This is a genomic window from Sporosarcina sp. resist, assembly GCF_014302295.1.
Taxonomy (GTDB): domain Bacteria; phylum Bacillota; class Bacilli; order Bacillales_A; family Planococcaceae; genus Sporosarcina; species Sporosarcina psychrophila.
Map to the genome: position 1 here is coordinate 1324206 of NZ_CP060287.1, position 16987 is coordinate 1341192.

Below are 16987 nucleotides of genomic sequence, written 5' to 3' on the forward strand. Positions count from 1 at the left end.
GAATCAGTATCCTTAAATTTACTAAACTAATTGATTATAGAACTACCACCTCCTTCACGTTGTTTAAGAAGTGATGGATTTCTGCGAACATCAGCATAACCGCCTATTCCAATTCAAATAGGACTTTTCACTAGAAACTGAAGGATAGAAGATGGGCTTCAAGACTCAATTTCGACTAGATTCATATGCTGGTATTTTTATTTTAGACCGTATAATATCTGTCGCAAGATTCATACTAAGATTAAATTGTTTGAAAGGAGCTAAGAAGTGTGGAGTCTGCACAATCACAACAACAGCTTCAACAACTAAAAAAACTGCAAATTCAACTTCAACAACTCGAACTGCAGATACAGATTCAACAGCAGGAGCAAGAAGAACAACAGCAACAACAACAACAACAACAACAGCAACAACAGCAGCAACAACAGCAACAACAGCAACAACAGCAACAACAACAGCAACAGCAACAACAGCAACCGCCACAACAACAACAACAACAACAAGAACCGCTGCAACAACAACAAGAACAACAACCAGAACCACAGCAACCGCAGCAACAACAACAACCAGAACCACAGCAAACACCGCAAACACCGCAATCACAAGAACCAAAGCAACCTGAACCACTGGAACAACCACAACAATCAGAAGGGCAATCGCAACAACAACAGAAGATACTTTACTTTGAGCCCCCAAGAATGGTGTCAACTTCAGATATTGGCTATTTGCAAAATATGCTAAATTCGAATTTGCTAGCGGTGAAACAGTATAGACAGGCCGCTCAAAGTTGCCAACTGCCTGATTTAAAACGACAATTCGAAGAAGCAGGGAAAATGCACTTGACGCACTATGATAATTTGCTAACTGTCCTAAATGAAAACGGGGGTAATATGCAATGACTTCTACTAAAAAGATTCAAAATCCTAAAACACAGCTTTCTAAAAAGTCCGCGGTCAATGATTCTGATCTGTTAAGCTCAGCATTAGCGACGGAAAAAAATATGTGCAACTCCTACGCAATTGCTATGCCTGAAGCGAGCAATTCAAAGTTCTACTCATCACTATTTGATATGATGAAAGAAACATCGCAGCAACATCGAAAATTATATGATTTGCAATTCCAACATGGTTGGTGCTCGCTTACACCTGCTCAGTCTAGTGAGGTTACAGCCCTTTATCAGGAGTACACCGAGTACAAGCAACAACTAAAATAACAAAAGTAACACGAATAAACACCACTAAGTTGATTGAGTGGTGTTTATTTTGGATTCATTGTCCTAAAGCACTAATGAAATCCAATAGATATGCTGGAATAGAACGACACTGTAAAGCAGAATTGCAGATCCAACTAATAGTTTTAAATACCTTTTTTGTTCAACCTCTGTCAGTAAATAGAGTAAAACACAGGGCAAACTAATTTTAAGGGCGTAAAATCCCCAAATGCTTGTGTCGTAGATAAGTGCCATTAATGGATTCGCTTCAGTGATATACTGTTTTTGAATGCCAAAATCGGTGAAAAATGAATCAACAACGGCTAATAGTAAAAGAAGAATTCCGGCGGTAAGCAGTTTTTTACGGGTGGAAAATATATTCCTGTCATCCTGAATAGTAACGCCTCCTATGCTGACGATAGTTAAAGTTCTACATAGAGTTTGGGATAACTTGCGGCTATTCATACTAGACAGTAAGGCTGATGAAAGAGTGTGAACAATGCGGTGAATGATTTTCTTTTGTATACTATATATGTTGAACAAATGAATACGTCGTATGCGCTTACAAGGGCTTTTGGGAGGCCACTGAAACAGCCCTTGTACTTGGAATGAATTAGGATTCCTACTAATACCGCTTCGGCGCTTTGTGGATGCCTCCCGCGATAAGCCAGAAAGGAGACCGCTTTCAGTCTTATCGCTTCGGCTACCACGAAGTCGCGCCTGCGCTGGATGGTCTATATGAGAAAGCGCATTTTAGTAGCTGGGATGAAATCTACAACCTAGATTGCCGATTTCTTTACTATAATTATATATGTTGAATCCGGTATATATACTGAGTGCCGTAGCGGTTCAATGGAATTCTTTATTTCAAATTTATATAGTATCAACTAGTAATCACCTTACAATCTCGCCATATACATCCAAAATCACATTTCTCTCGATAATGAACAACCTAGCGCAGGCATCCCCAAAGCGCCAAGTGTTCTACAATCCACACCCCGAATTACAACTCACTCATTATCGAGAACCACAGCAGATTCAATGGGATTCTTTAATTCAACATATATATATCGAGCGAAGGCTACTCATGAACAGGATTTGTGGAGTTAGAAAGAAGGTGTTCGTTTGATCCGGACGATGGGACTCACAGTAGAGAATAAATTATTATTTGATTTTCCGCTAGAAGACATACATACTCGTCAATTCAAGTGGTACTGGGTGGATTTGGAACAGCCAAATGAAGAAGAAGCTTCTTTGTTGCATTCATTTTTTCAGTTTCATCCGCTGACTATCGAAGATTGTTTGAACCGTCTTCAACGACCGAAATTGGATTTTTATGATGACTATGCTTTTTTTGTATTGCATACCATAAATCCTGAAACGATAAAAGCAGAAGAAATAAATTTGTATCTCGGAAAAAACTATGTCATCACTTTTCATTATACGGCGGTTCAGGGGCTGGAAAATGCGAGGGAAAGGATTATTCAAAATCCAGGGAAATGGAAAAAAGGACATGTTTTTGTTGCGCATCAGATTATCGATAAAATCGTCGATGATTACTTCCCGGTACTTCATAAAATAGAAGATCATCTGGATGATATTGAAGACACGCTTGCACCATCAACTGTTCATTTATCCATGGATTCTGTATTCGAAGTCCGCAGCAATTTATTGCGATTAAGGCGAACAATTTTGCCGATGCATGAACTTTTACATCGAGTAATTAATTCAGAACGGATAAAGCTATCTGCGAATGAACAAGCCTATTTTAGTGATATCTATGATAATTTACTACGACTCGGAGATATTCTTGAATCTAACCGGGAACTAACAACTGATATTAGAGACAGCCAATTATCGATAAATTCGAATCAAATGAACCGTATTATGATGATACTGACGATTGTATCATCCGTTTTCATACCTCTAACGTTTATAGCGGGTGTATACGGGATGAATTTTGAGTTCATGCCGGAACTTACTTGGCGATACGGATACATCATCGTATTAATTGTTATGCTTGTAATAGGAACGTCTATGTTGGCATTGTTCAAATATAAAGGCTGGTTAGGTATGTTTAAATCTTAAATGGTAGTCATTTGTATGGATAGATTTATCGAAAGGCGTCAGCATCTACATAGCTGGCGCCTTTTTAAACGTTGTTCTTCCTTACTCTATAAAACTATATATGTTGAACAAATAAATACTATACAGACTAAGCGAAGGCGTCCCCTAGCGCCGTAGCGAATTCGATGGCATCCTATAATTCCATATATCTACTTGATTAATCGATTAGTAAGCGTTAACATGTTGAATAGTTGTTATATTCAGAACATACTAACCGGTTAGTACACATATTATTTATAGAATGAAAGGATGGAGAGAGATTATGAATTTTTCATACTCGGAAAAGACGATTGAATTGCAACAGAAGTTGACGGCATTTATGGAAGAACTTGTTTATCCAAATGAAAAGACTTTTGACGAACAGCTAAATGCACAAGAAAATCGCTGGGCGCAAAATCCGCCAATTATAGAAGAGTTGAAAATGAAAGCACGCGAAAAAGGTCTATGGAACTTGTTTCTTCCTGAAAGTGAAATGGGTGCAGGCCTTACCAATGTAGAATATGCACCGCTTTGTGAAATTATGGGCCGATCATTAATAGGGCCAGAAGTATTTAACTGCAACGCGCCTGACACAGGAAACATGGAAGTGCTTGTGCGATATGGAACGGAAGCGCAGAAAAAACAATGGCTCGAACCGCTGTTAGATGGGGAAATCCGGTCTTGCTTTGCTATGACAGAACCGGATGTCGCTTCTAGCGACGCAACAAACATCCAATCAAGCATTATCAGGGATGGGGACGAGTATATATTAAATGGGCGTAAATGGTGGACTTCCGGCGCGGGCGATCCGCGTTGTAAAGTTGCAATTTTCATGGGCAAGAACGATCCTAATGCTGCGTTGCATGAGCAGCAGTCGATGATTTTAGTGCCACTTGATACACCCGGGGTGAAGGTTGAGAGAATGCTTTCCGTATTTGGCTATGATCATGCGCCGCACGGACATGCGGAAATCACATTTGACAATGTTCGTGTACCGGCGGAAAACATGTTGTGGGGTGAAGGGAAAGGATTCGCGATAGCGCAAGGTCGTCTAGGACCTGGTCGAATTCACCACTGCATGCGGTTAATTGGCGCTGCAGAACGTGCGCTTGAAGAAATGTGTATTCGTGTTCAACAACGTTCTGCATTTGGGAAATCTATTGCTGAACAAGGCGTCGTTCGAGAATGGATTGCAGAATCACGCATTGATATCGAGCAGGCACGCCTTTTGACGTTAAAAGCAGCTTATATGATGGACACGGTTGGTAATAAAGAAGCGAGAGCAGAAATCGCGATGATTAAAGTGACGGCGCCAAATATGGCACTGCGTGTAATCGACCGCGCTATTCAAGCGTTTGGTGGAGCGGGTGTAAGTGGAGATTATACATTGGCGGCGCAGTGGGCAAATTCAAGAACGCTGCGTCTCGCAGATGGACCTGATGAAGTTCATCGCAATCAAATCGCACGTCTGGAACTTAAAAAATATGCAGCTCACGGAAAGGGGAACTAATTATGACTGTACTTGACCTTTTTAGATTAACGGGGAAAACAGCAATCGTAACAGGTGGTGGCAGAGGACTTGGGGCACAGATTGCAAAAGGGTTTGCGGAAGCAGGTGCAAACGTTGTGCTGTGTTCACGCAATATTGAAGCTTGTATTGAAATGAGTAAAGAACTGGAAGCGCTTGGTGTTCGGTCGATTGGACTTGCATGTGACGTGACGAATCAGCATGACGTAAAAAAGGTAGTTGAAGAGACGATGAAAATTTTTGGCACGATAGACATCCTTGTCAACAATAGCGGGGCAACATGGGGTGCGCCTGTTGTTGACATGCCCTATGAAGCGTGGAAAAAAGTGATGGATGTAAACGTCAATGGCACATTTTTGATGAGTCAAGAAGTCGGTAAAGTCATGATTGAGCAAGAAAACGGAAAAATCATTAACATCGCATCCGTTGCTGGACTTGGCGGGACGCATCCGAGCTTTATGGATACTATCGGCTACAACACCAGTAAAGGAGCAGTTATCACATTTACGAAAGATCTCGCAGCTAAATGGGGGCAGCACAATATTAACGTTAATGCGATTGCACCTGGATTTTTCCCAACCAAAATGTCAAAAGTCACAATTGAACAAGGGCATGAATATATTTTAAATTCCACACCGTTAAACCGCTTAGGGTCAGAAGAAGATTTAAAAGGTGTCGCTCTTTTCCTTGCATCGAAAGCTTCTGACTATGTGACGGGAGATATTCTGCTAGTCGACGGTGGAATGAGTACATTATGAAAGAAGAGCTTACTAGACAAAGCATTCAACTTTTTGAACGGAAAGGGTTTAGTTCAACCTCTGTTCAGGACATTGTTGATTCACTAGGCGTGACGAAAGGGACTTTTTACTATTACTTCACGAGTAAAGAAACGCTTCTTATGGACATCCATCTCCGCTATATCGATGATTTAGTAGCCAGACAAAAGAAGGTTTTAGACAGTAATGAAAGTTGCCGAAATCAGCTTACGAAAATTGTTGAGATGCTCATTAAGGATATTCAAACACAAGGTTCAAATGTACGTGTTTACTTTAGGGAGATGCGTCATTTATCAGAGGAAAACAGTAGTGTCATAAAAAATAAACGAAGAATGTTCCATCTCACTATTGAGAAAATCATTAAAGAGGGAATTGAAAAGAAGGAGTTTCGGGATAATCTAGATCCCAAAATGACTACTTTTGCGATTTTAGGGGTTACAAACTGGAGTTATGAATGGTTTGACCCGTCTGGCAATATATCGTCGAAAGAACTTGCGAATATGTATATGGATTTCATCTTACACGGAATTGATTTGAAGGGGGAATGAATGATGAGTGCGAATGAAATTAAGCATATTCTTGTTGTTGGAGCGGGACAAATGGGGCATCAAATTGCTATGCTGTGCGCGCTTGGAGGATACAGGACTTCATTGCAGGATGTAAATAGTGAAGCACTGAAGGGTGCAGAAGCGAGCTTGGAAAAGCGAATGGATAAATGGGTTGCAAGTGGGAAGTTAACTGCGAGTAGCAAGGAAACTGCTTTTCAAAATCTCACATTCACGGATAATCTCAACGAAGCCGCGAGAGATGCAGATTTTGTAATTGAAGCGATTGTGGAAAAACTAACTAGTAAACAGCAATTGTTTAGGGAACTGGACCGTCTTACACCGAAACATGCCATTTTAGCCTCTAATAGTTCAACCATCGTCAACTCGTTGCTTGCAGAAGTGACGGAGCGTCCAGACAAAGTTTGTAACGCGCATTTCTTTTTCCCACCTCTGGTTATGGAGTGTGTGGAAATCGTCATGAGTGAAGAAACGTCTGAAGAAACAGCGCAGACTGCATTAGCTGTTTGTGGACAAATCGGCAAGGAGGGAATTATCCTTCGAAAGGAAATATCCGGCTTTGTCGCAAACCGTATATTAGGCGCAATTCATAAAGAAGCCATTGCACTTTATGAAAATGGAATCGCTGATTTTAAAGATATAGATTTAATCGTGAAAAAATCGCTTGGGCATCCATTGGGACCGTTTGAACTTATTGATTTATCCGGAGCAGACGTTGTCAATTTTGTCATGCAGCAGCAATTCGCGGAAACGGGAAATCAGGCAGACAAACCAGCTGCATGTATTGTGCAAAAAGTAGAAGCAGGTCATTTAGGACGGAAAACGGGACAAGGATTCTATTCCTACAATCGCGGCTGATGAGGGTGAATTAATTCCAAAAGAATAGGGAGTGAGTAGGGTGATATCAACAACTAACGATACGATACCTGTCCGAAAAGGAGAAGGATTGGACGAAGTAGTCCTCTTGCGATTCCTTCGGGAGAATTGTGCCGATTTACCAGAAGGTGAACTTGAAGTTCAGCAGTTTGGAACGGGCCATTCTAATTTAACCTATGAAATCGAAATAGGGACTTGGCAAGCGGTACTTCGACGTCCGCCACTCGGTCCAGTTGCTGCGAAAGCGCATGATATGGAACGAGAATTCAATGTATTAGCTGCACTTCATCCTGTTTATCCAACTGCACCGAAACCGCTCGTCTTTTGTAATGATTCAACTATCATAGGTAGCCCATTTTTTGTTATGGAAAGACGGAACGGAATTGTTCTCGATACAGAGTTTCCAAGTGGTACGAAATCTCCTGAAGAATTAGGAAGAAAAGTATCTGAAATCATGGTCGATAAACTTGTGGAGTTACATGCGATTGACTACAAAAAAACAGCACTTGTTGAGATGGTCAAGCCGGACGGGTTCTTGGAAAGGCAAGTCCATGGCTGGATTGGACGCTATGAAAAAGCGAAGACATCTGCTATTGAGGAAGTTGCAGTGCTTACTACTTGGCTGCAAAATAATATTCCTGAATCAGCTGAACCAACGATTATTCACTATGATTATAAATTAAATAATGCGATGTTTTCACCTGATTATTCTGTGATGACAGGATTGTTTGACTGGGAAATGACGACTGTTGGAGACCCACTTGCAGATGTCGGGGCGGCACTAAGTTATTGGATGCAGGCAGATGATCCGGATCAGTTACTGCATGGACTTGGCAAACCACCGATTACGATTCAGAAAGGATTTTTCACACGCGAAGATTTTATTGCGCGTTATGCAGAGAAAAGTGGGCGGGATATGACGAATATTAATTATTATAGTACCTTTGCGTACTTTAAACTCGCTGTCATTTGTCAGCAAATTTATTACCGCTATAAAAATGGACATACGACAGATGCTCGCTTCTCTCATATGGATAAATTTGTAGAGATACTTGTCAAGCAAGCGATGGTCGGAACGACAAAATGATGACAGTAACTCGACCAAAGCTTCATGTCATTCTTCAAAAAGAAGCGATCATGCCAGAGTTGATTAATAAAGATAAAGTGGCAGTCGTGTTTGATATTTTACTTGCGACAACGACCATTGCCACACTTCTTCATCATGGAGCAAAGGAAGTTATCCCTGTAATGGACGGGGAGGAAGCCTTGAAAGTAGCGCGAAGTTTTGAGAAATCAGCGACAATTATAGCTGGAGAATCTGAAGGACTAACAATTGAAGGTTTTGTGGATCCGCTTCCCACGATACTTAAACATGTTGCAAAGGGAAAAACTATCATCCTTTCAACAACGAATGGCACCGTCGCTATTCGTCATGTCGAGAACGCAAAAAAGGTATTCGCCGCCTCATTGATAAATGGGCACGCTGTTGCACGAAAAATAGCACTAGAGCACGTGGACGATTCAATCATTTTAATTTGCGCTGGAACCATGAAGCAGTTTTCCCTAGAGGACTTTTACGGGGCAGGCTATTTCATAGATGAATTACTTCGACAAAATGAGTCGTGGGAACTGACGGATTCTGCGAAAGCAGCTCTGTATTTATATAGAGGGAATAAAGAGAACGCCGCTTCGATACTCAAAACATCTTTAACAGGCCAGATGCTTATGCAAGTGGATTTGGAGGAAGATATTCTCTATTCCGCTACTAGAGGAATAGTTGAGGTTGTACCCGAATTTGAGGACGGGAAAATGAGTGTGAAAGGGGATAAAACGATTGACTACTGATCAACTAATATATCGTGGTACGTCATTTTTATACAGCGCGTCGCAGCCAGAAGCTATTTTCACCCCGGAAGATTTTACGGCTGAACACCATATGATTGCCGATACGGCGAAGAAATTCATTGAAAAAGAAGTGCGGCCTCACAATGAACAAATTGAGGGCGGGGACTTTACGCTTGTCAGGTCACTTCTTAGAAAAGCAGGAGAATTGGGTTTGCTTGCCCATAGTATTCCCGAGAAATACGGTGGACTTGGCCTCGATAAAATCACGAAAGGGCTTGTAGGGGAAATTATCGGAGCTGCAGGTGGTTATAGCGTTGCACATTCTAATCACACATGTATTGCAACGTTACCGATTACGTATTTCGGATCGCAGTGGCAAAAAGAAAGGTATTTGCCGAAGCTTGCATCTGGTGAATTTATCGGCGCCTATTGCCTTACAGAGCCTTCTGCCGGGTCGGATGCCTTAGCTGCATCTACTACAGCGCTATTAAATGAAGAGGGAACGCATTATTTGTTGAACGGAACGAAGATGTTCATTACAAATGCTTCGTTTTCCGATACCTTCATTGTCTATGCAAAAGTCGATGGTACCAAGTTTACGGCGTTCATCGTTGAAAAAGATTTTCCAGGCTTATCACTTGGGCCGGAAGAACAGAAGATGGGCATCAAGGGTTCGTCCACGACAGCCGTATTTTTCGACAACTGTGAAGTGCCTGTCCAGAACTTATTGGGTGAAATCGGCAAAGGACATCATATTGCATTGAATGTGCTAAATCTGGGCCGCTTCAATCTTGGTTCTGCCTGCACAGGAGCAGCGAAATACACCTTCAAGTTAGCGATTGATTATACAAATGAACGTCAACAATTTGGCAAGAGGATTGCATCCTTTACTGCCACCGAAGAAAAAGTGGCAGATATGGCAATACGCATTTACGCAGCAGAGTCTCTTCAATACCGAACTGCTTCCTATCTTGAAGATGCACTTGGTGAAGTGGACGGGTCAAGTAACATGAAGCTTATTGCAGACAGAATGAGGGAGTATGCGGTTGAAGCCGCTATCTGCAAAGTATACGGTTCTGAAACGTTGGATTATGTTGCGGATGAATCACTTCAACTTCATGGCGGTTATGGATTTATAAAAGAGTATAAGGTTGAACAAGTGTATCGTGATTCGCGTATTAACCGAATTTTCGAAGGCACAAATGAAATTAACCGATTGCTCATTCCGATGGCTCTGTTGCAACAGGTGGGGAAAGGATTAGTCCCGTTACCAGGGCTTGTCGGGCAGGCCGTTGCGCAACTAAAGCAATCAATTGAGTTAGAGGATGAAATTCTAGCCCGTGAAAAAGAAGCAATCCGTTCAATCCGCAATGTATTTTTACTGTCCATAGGTCTTGCTTATGAAGCTTTTGCAGCTCGTATTGCGGATGAGCAAGAAACGATACTAAAATCTGCTGACATCGCAATTGCACTATACGCAGCTGAATCTGCTGTACTGCGAACTGAGAAATCAATTGCAAAAAAAGGTGAAGGAAAATCTACTCTTAAAGTGCAACTGACAGAAGCTTTGATTGACGATACGCTTTTCGAAGTTGAAATGATTGCTCGCAAATTGATTGCAGGTGTTACAACTGGAGAGAAGCGCAAGACAGCACTTGCTGATGTGACAAATCGATTTAGTAATCTAGCGAGTAAAGGCACAATCCAAACGAAAAGAGCCATTGCTAAAGCATTTAATGAATCACGGCAGTATATATCTTAAAGGGGGATTTTGAAGATGAAAGCAATTCGATTTGAACAGTATGGAGGTCCGAACGTGTTGGAACTAGTCGATATCGATAAACCAACAATTGGCGATCAAGAAGTGCTGGTTGAAGTGAAGGCGATTGGTGTGAATTATGCGGATATCGCGCGTCGTGAAGGGAAATACGTTGTGCCGACTCCGCTGCCGTTTATGCCTGGTGCTGAAGTTGCAGGCGTTATTACTGAAGTAGGGAAAGACGTTAAACGTTATAAATCTGGTATGCGCGTCGTGTCTTTAATTGAATCGGCGGGTTATGCGGAGTATGTGAATCTTCATGAGATGGCACTTGCCCCTATTCCTGACGGCGTTGATTTTGTTGAGGCAGTCGCGCTACCCCTGCAAGGGCAAACGGCATACCATATTTTAAAGACAATGGGACGGCTTGAAAAAGGAGAAACCGTTCTCGTTCATGCAGCAGCAGGTGGGGTCGGTGCAATTGCAGTTCAACTTGCCAAAATATTTGGAGCAGGCAAGATTATTGCTACTGCAAGCAGTGATGAAAAATTGGTGCATGCAAAAGAAATGGGTGCCGATCATGTTGTTAACTATACAGAAGAAGGTTGGGAATTAAAGGTCCGTGAACTAACCAATGGTAAAGGCGTGGATCTAGCACTTGAAATGGTCGGTGGCGATATTTTCCGCAAGACGTTGAAATGCCTTGCACCATTCGGACGTGTGGTTGTATTTGGTGCGGCAAGCGGTGAATCCTCACCACTGCTGGCTGGAGAATTGATGCGCCGCAATCAATCTGTCATTGGATTTTTCCTGCCACAAATTATGAATAATTATGATATGTATCAAGCTAGTTTCAAGGAATTGCTTGGGTTTATTGAGAGTGGCGATTTAGCATTGACGATTGGCGGCACGTACAGACTGGAAGAAGCGGCGGATGTACATCGATTGATGCAGGGGAGAAAAACGATGGGGAAACTTGTTTTGATTCCCTAATAATAGTAGTAATTAGAGAGTTGAGATAAAGATGCCCCCTCAACTCCGCTGCGGCGCTCGGGGATGCCTCCCGTCATAAGCCTGATCGTTGCGAGGCAATCAGTCTTACGGCTTCGGCTACCCCTTTTAATGCGCCTTAGCTTAGTTTTTACATGTAGTTATATGTTCAATAAATAGGTAGTTGAGAGAATGATAAAGATTTCCACTCGTGGTGTTTCTATATGTAAAGAAAATATATTGAAACTTATTTGAATGAGTGACGTAAGGCGGTCATAAGTACATTCATGGTGAGCATAACAGGCACCTATTCAATTGAGATTAGTGCTAGAATAGAGTCAAGAAAAGATAATGGGGATAGATGGATGAAAACGTACCTGATCAAGAAAGCGTTGAATAATAATGTACTTATTGCTACTGATGTGAATGGAAATGAAGTCGTTTTAATTGGTCGGGGCATTGGCTTTGGTAAAAAGTCTGGAGAATCGATTATTCGAGAGGAAGTTGAGAAATTATTTGTATTGAATGATCCTGAAGAGCAGGAGCAGTACAAACAGCTTATTTCCACTCTTGATGAAAAGACATTAAAAGTGCTTATTTCAGCAGTCGAAATTATTCGGGAACGAGCTGGTATGCCGTTAAATGAACATATCCACATAGCGCTGACAGACCATTTATTCTTTGCGGTTAATCGGATGAGACGGGGAATGGTAATTCGGAATCCTTTTTTACTGGAGACAAAGGCACTTTATCCTGATGAGTATAAAATTGCTGCTAAAGTGACAGCGATGGTCAATGAACAGCTATCTGTCGCGCTCCCAGAAGGTGAAATTGGTTTCATTGCCTTACATATTCACAGTGCCCTTGTAAATAAAAATGTGCGTGAATTAACGAGACATTCAGATTTAATTGTTCGACTTGTCACAATGATTGAAGAGCAATTGGACATAATTATTGATAAAACTAGCATCGACTATATTCGTTTAATCCGCCATCTTCGTTTTGCAATTGAGCGGGTGGTACGTGGAGACAAGATTGCTGAGCCGGAAAAAATCACAGGGTTGTTAAAAAACGAGTATCCAATTTGTTACAATCTAGCTTGGAAGCTGATTAAAGTAATGCAACAGACCTTACAAAAAGAGATCTATGAAGCTGAAGCGGTTTACTTAACACTTCATCTCCAACGGATACAAGCAAAAATGGAATAAAGATCGTAATCTGTTGCAGGTCAAATAAATCTATTTGCAAGGTTCTAATAACTATGATAGGGTTAATATATAAAGTCATTGGGTAATACAATTGGCGTCAGACATAATTTATAAAAATATTATCTTCGTACGTGTTACTGATACGATCAGGCATGAGTGAAAAGATGATTGATGATAGTTTTGGGGGCAACTCTTAGGCTTATTTCAATTTCCTTTTTTCTCATGTCTTTTTTGTATGTATATATGTTGAACATATGAATAGCTATTAAACTAAGCGAAGGCATCCCCAAGCGCCGTAGCGAATTCAATGGAATTTTTTATGTCAACCTATATAGTTGAAAAACCCCGATGACTTATTAAAGATTTAGGAGGTTATACAGTGTTTAAAAAAACTTTTGGTGTTTTACAAAAAGTTGGACAAGCTTTAATGCTTCCAGTAGCCCTACTTCCAGCAGCAGGTTTATTGCTTGGTATAGGTAATGCTGCCCAGCAAGAAACAATGCTTAACTATCTGCCATTTTTATCAGCAGATTGGATCCAGTTGACAGCAACAGTAATGGAAGATGCGGGGGGAATTATTTTTGATAACTTACCGCTTATCTTTGCAATTGGTGTCGCGATTGGGTTAGCAAAAGACGGCGCTGCAGCACTTGCGGCACTTGTTGGTTACCTTGTATTGAATCAAGTAATGAGTTCATGGCTCGGGATTACACCGGACATGCTTGCTGATAATCCAGCCTATGCACTCGTTTTCGGAATTCCAACGTTACAAACCGGAGTTTTCGGCGGGATTATTGTAGGTTTGATAGCAGCGTTTTGTTACAACAAGTTTCATGATATTGAAATGCCTTCTTTCCTTGGATTCTTTGCAGGGAAAAGGTTCGTTCCAATTGCTACAGCTGGTGCGGCTTTCGTAGCTGGATTACTATTGATTGTTATTTGGCCAACAGTTCAAGCCGGAATGAATAGTGCATCACTTTGGTTACTCGATGAAGGTACATATATCGCCGTATTCTTCTTTGGATTTATCAAACGTTTGCTAATACCGTTTGGATTGCACCATATTTTCCATGCACCATTCTGGTATGAATTTGGTACATATACGACGGCCGCTGGTTCAGTTGTTCGTGGTGATATGACAATCTTCTTTGCACAATTAAAAGATGGTGTACAACTTACAGCTGGTAACTTCATGGGTGGAGAATTCCCAATTATGATGTTTGGTTTGCCGGCAGCAGCGCTCGCGATGTATCATGCAGCGCGACCAGAAAAGAAAAAATTAGTTGCAGGACTATTAGCATCAGGTGCTTTAACATCATTCTTAACGGGGATAACCGAACCACTTGAATTTTCATTTTTATTCCTGTCGCCTATACTTTTCTTACTCCATGCTGTTTTAGATGGTTTATCATTTGTATTGATGACATTTTTGGAAGTTCATATCGGTTACACCTTCTCAGGTGGAGCTATTGACTTCTTCCTCTTCGGTATTTTACCGGGCAAAGAGGCATGGTGGATTGCCGTATTACTCGGCCTTGTTTTTGCAGTAATCTATTACTTCTTGTTCCGCTTTATGATTAGTAAGTTTAATCTAATGACACCGGGACGTGAAGCAGATGATGAAGATACAGAAGAAGCGAAAACTGGTCCAAAGGGCAACACTGATCTTGCTTACAATATTCTTGAAGCAATGGGTGGTCAAAAGAATATCAGCCAGTTAGATGCTTGTATTACAAGGCTTCGTGTATCTGTTATCGATGTTCAAGCCGTTAACAAAAAAGACTTGAAAAAGTTAGGTGCGGCGGGCGTACTTGAAGTTGGTAATAACATTCAAGCAATATTCGGCCCACGTTCTGAAATTATTAAAGGCCAAATTCAAGATGTAATCAGTGGAAAACGACCTCGTACTGAGGTGGTTGAACAACCTGTCCAAACTGTAAGTAAAGTTACAACGAATCAAACGACAGATGTATTTATTTCACCGATACAAGGCGAGATTAAGCCACTTTCAGAAGTACCTGATGCTGTGTTTGCCGAAAAAATGATGGGCGACGGTTTTGCGATTGTGCCATCTGAAGGTATTGTTGTTTCACCAGTAGATGGGACAATCGTTACTTTCTTCCCGACAAAACATGCATTAGGAATTCAAGCTGATTCAGGAAGAGAAATTTTAATACATGTTGGAATTGATACGGTCAAATTAGATGGTAAAGGTTTCGAAGCTTTAGTTGCACAAGGTGATCAAGTTAAAAAAGGACAACCTTTGTTGAGATTCGATGTTGATTATATTAAGGAGCATGCGACTTCAATCATTACTCCGATTATCTTCACTAATCTATTTGAGGGTGAATCAGTCGTTATTAATAAGTCAGGTACTGTTGAATTAGAAGAAGACAACATTGTGACGATTGAAAAGTAAGAAAAGCGGAAGGCGCCTTCTAGAACCGAGCGTCTGAAGCAAGACACTATTCTAAGTCGGAAAACTTATACTTTCTTACCTGTAAATACTGGGTGTCAGGCACCTTTAGAGAGAAATCAGTCATGTATAAAATGGCTGATTTCTTTCTTTTTTGCATATCATCCTAATAATTAGTGTCAGAAGACTTCCTTAACTGACGAATGGCCCCTGTTTGTGAGATAATACACTTAGAATGAGAGGCTGATTAACAATGACATTTCAAGATTACAACTTAAGCAAGGAGATTACACGGGCGCTAGACGGGCTTGGGTATTCTTCACCAACAGAAGTGCAGGAGAAAGTAATTCCTGCGGCACTTACTAAAAACGATTTAGTTGTCAAATCACAGACGGGTAGCGGGAAGACAGCGGCTTTTGGAATTCCCATCTGTGAAATGGTTGACTGGGACGAGAACAAACCACAGGCGCTAATTTTAACACCAACGCGTGAACTCGCAGATCAGGTCAAAGAAGACATTACAAACATTGGCCGTTTTAAGCGTATTAAAGCTGCCGCTGTTTACGGGAAATCACCATATGCCTATCAAAAAGAAGAACTGAAGCAAAAATGCCACGTAGTTGTCGGGACACCAGGGCGTGTATTCGATCATATTGAGCGAGGTTCACTTGTGCTTGATCGAATTGAATATCTGGTGCTAGATGAAGCTGATGAAATGCTAAATATGGGCTTTATTGACCAAGTCGAATCGATTATTAATAAATTACCGAAAAATAGAACGACTATGCTTTTCTCAGCAACACTTCCAGAAAAGATAGGCAAACTAAGCAGTAAATATATGAAGAACCCGAAAAATATTGAGATAGCTTCTACTGTTACATTGACGGATCAAATTGACCACTCACTCATTATCGTAAGGGACCCACAGAAATTTGACCTGCTGCGTGATGTGACCGTTGTTGAAAATCCAGATAGCTGCATCATTTTTTGCCGGACAAAAGATCAAGTGGATAGTGTTACTGAACAGCTTGAAAAACTCCACTATACTTGCGACAAACTCCATGGCGGCATGATGCAGGAAGACCGTTTCTCTGTCATGGATGAATTCAAGCGTGGCGAATTCCGTTACCTAGTTGCCACAGATGTTGCTGCACGTGGTATTGATATCGACAGCATTACGCATGTAATTAACTATGATCTCCCTGTGGAAACTGAAAGCTATGTGCATAGAGTAGGGAGAACTGGACGGGCTGGTAAGAGAGGGAAAGCGATTTCTTTCGTTACGCCTAATGAAAATCACTTCCTTGATGAGATTGAAGCGTACATTGGATTTGAAATTCAACAACGCAATGCTCCATCCAAACAGGCAGTTGTAGTAGCAATGGGCGCATTTACAGAGAAAATAGAAAGCCTTCCTGAATTGAAAAAGAACAAAAATGAACTAGTAAATAAAGATATTATGAAGCTCTATTTTAACGGTGGTAAAAAGAAAAAGCTTCGCGCGGTTGACTTTGTCGGTACAATTACAAATATTCCTGGCGTATCTGCAGAAGACATCGGAATCATTAAAATCCAGGACACTGTGACCTATATTGATATACTGAATGGCAAAGGTAAGCTAGTGTTGAATGAAATGAAAACGACAACAGTTAAAGGGAAGTTATTGAAAGTGCATAAAGCGAATAAATAAATCTCGATATAAAAAAG

Annotated in this window: 15 protein-coding genes; 13 read left to right on the forward strand and 2 right to left on the reverse strand. The window is 41.1% G+C overall.

Features of this window, described 5'->3' with window-relative positions:
• Positions 1-165: 165 nt before the first annotated feature.
• Positions 166-696 (reverse strand): hypothetical protein, encoded by a 531-nt coding sequence (locus tag H7992_RS06585; RefSeq protein WP_187047009.1) that lies wholly within the window; start codon positions 694-696, stop codon positions 166-168.
• Between the two features lie 199 nt (positions 697-895).
• Between H7992_RS06585 and H7992_RS06590 the strand changes: the two genes are divergently transcribed.
• Positions 896-1213: a spore coat protein gene (locus tag H7992_RS06590; RefSeq protein ID WP_067206824.1), complete on the forward strand. Its 318-nt coding sequence runs from the start codon at positions 896-898 to the stop codon at positions 1211-1213.
• Between the two features lie 63 nt (positions 1214-1276).
• On the opposite strand, the gene H7992_RS06595 is transcribed toward H7992_RS06590, so the two are convergent.
• Positions 1277-1753: a DUF5658 family protein gene (locus H7992_RS06595; RefSeq protein ID WP_187047010.1), complete on the reverse strand. Its 477-nt coding sequence runs from the start codon at positions 1751-1753 to the stop codon at positions 1277-1279.
• A gap of 582 nt (positions 1754-2335) precedes the next feature.
• Here H7992_RS06595 and corA point away from each other — a divergent pair.
• From corA to H7992_RS06655, 12 genes are all read left to right on the forward strand, one after another.
• Positions 2336-3298 carry a magnesium/cobalt transporter CorA gene (gene corA / locus H7992_RS06600; RefSeq protein WP_067206826.1) on the forward strand — a complete coding sequence of 321 codons (963 nt, stop codon included), beginning with the start codon at positions 2336-2338 and terminating at the stop codon, positions 3296-3298.
• Positions 3299-3599: 301 nt separating this feature from the next.
• A complete protein-coding gene (locus H7992_RS06605; RefSeq protein ID WP_187047011.1) occupies positions 3600-4826 on the forward strand; it encodes an acyl-CoA dehydrogenase in 1227 nt (408 codons plus the stop codon).
• 2 nt (positions 4827-4828) lie between these two features.
• Entirely contained in the window at positions 4829-5602 is a 774-nt protein-coding gene (locus tag H7992_RS06610) for an SDR family oxidoreductase (protein WP_187047012.1), read from the forward strand.
• Complete coding sequence (locus H7992_RS06615) at positions 5599-6168, forward strand: TetR/AcrR family transcriptional regulator (protein WP_187047013.1); 570 nt, start codon at positions 5599-5601, stop codon at positions 6166-6168. Before H7992_RS06610 ends, H7992_RS06615 begins: the two co-directional genes overlap by 4 nt.
• Positions 6169-6171: 3 nt before the next feature.
• Positions 6172-7044, forward strand: coding sequence for a 3-hydroxyacyl-CoA dehydrogenase family protein (locus H7992_RS06620; RefSeq protein WP_187047806.1), 873 nt, complete (start codon positions 6172-6174; stop codon positions 7042-7044).
• A 40-nt stretch (positions 7045-7084) separates the two neighbouring features.
• Positions 7085-8149, forward strand: coding sequence for a phosphotransferase family protein (locus H7992_RS06625; RefSeq protein WP_370569970.1), 1065 nt, complete (start codon positions 7085-7087; stop codon positions 8147-8149).
• On the forward strand, positions 8146-8907 hold the full coding sequence (locus H7992_RS06630; RefSeq protein WP_255428607.1) for a 2-phosphosulfolactate phosphatase: 762 nt from the start codon (positions 8146-8148) through the stop codon (positions 8905-8907). Before H7992_RS06625 ends, H7992_RS06630 begins: the two co-directional genes overlap by 4 nt.
• On the forward strand, positions 8897-10669 hold the full coding sequence (locus H7992_RS06635; protein WP_370569971.1) for an acyl-CoA dehydrogenase family protein: 1773 nt from the start codon (positions 8897-8899) through the stop codon (positions 10667-10669). The genes H7992_RS06630 and H7992_RS06635 overlap by 11 nt, the downstream gene beginning before the upstream one ends.
• Positions 10670-10684: 15 nt before the next feature.
• Entirely contained in the window at positions 10685-11659 is a 975-nt protein-coding gene (locus tag H7992_RS06640) for a quinone oxidoreductase family protein (RefSeq protein WP_067206840.1), read from the forward strand.
• Between the two features lie 362 nt (positions 11660-12021).
• On the forward strand, positions 12022-12864 hold the full coding sequence (gene glcT, locus H7992_RS06645) for a glucose PTS transporter transcription antiterminator GlcT (protein ID WP_187047014.1): 843 nt from the start codon (positions 12022-12024) through the stop codon (positions 12862-12864).
• A 379-nt stretch (positions 12865-13243) separates the two neighbouring features.
• Complete coding sequence (gene ptsG, locus H7992_RS06650; protein WP_187047015.1) at positions 13244-15283, forward strand: glucose-specific PTS transporter subunit IIBC; 2040 nt, start codon at positions 13244-13246, stop codon at positions 15281-15283.
• A 250-nt stretch (positions 15284-15533) separates the two neighbouring features.
• A complete protein-coding gene (locus H7992_RS06655; RefSeq protein ID WP_067206849.1) occupies positions 15534-16970 on the forward strand; it encodes a DEAD/DEAH box helicase in 1437 nt (478 codons plus the stop codon).
• The last annotated feature ends 17 nt before the right edge of the window (positions 16971-16987 follow it).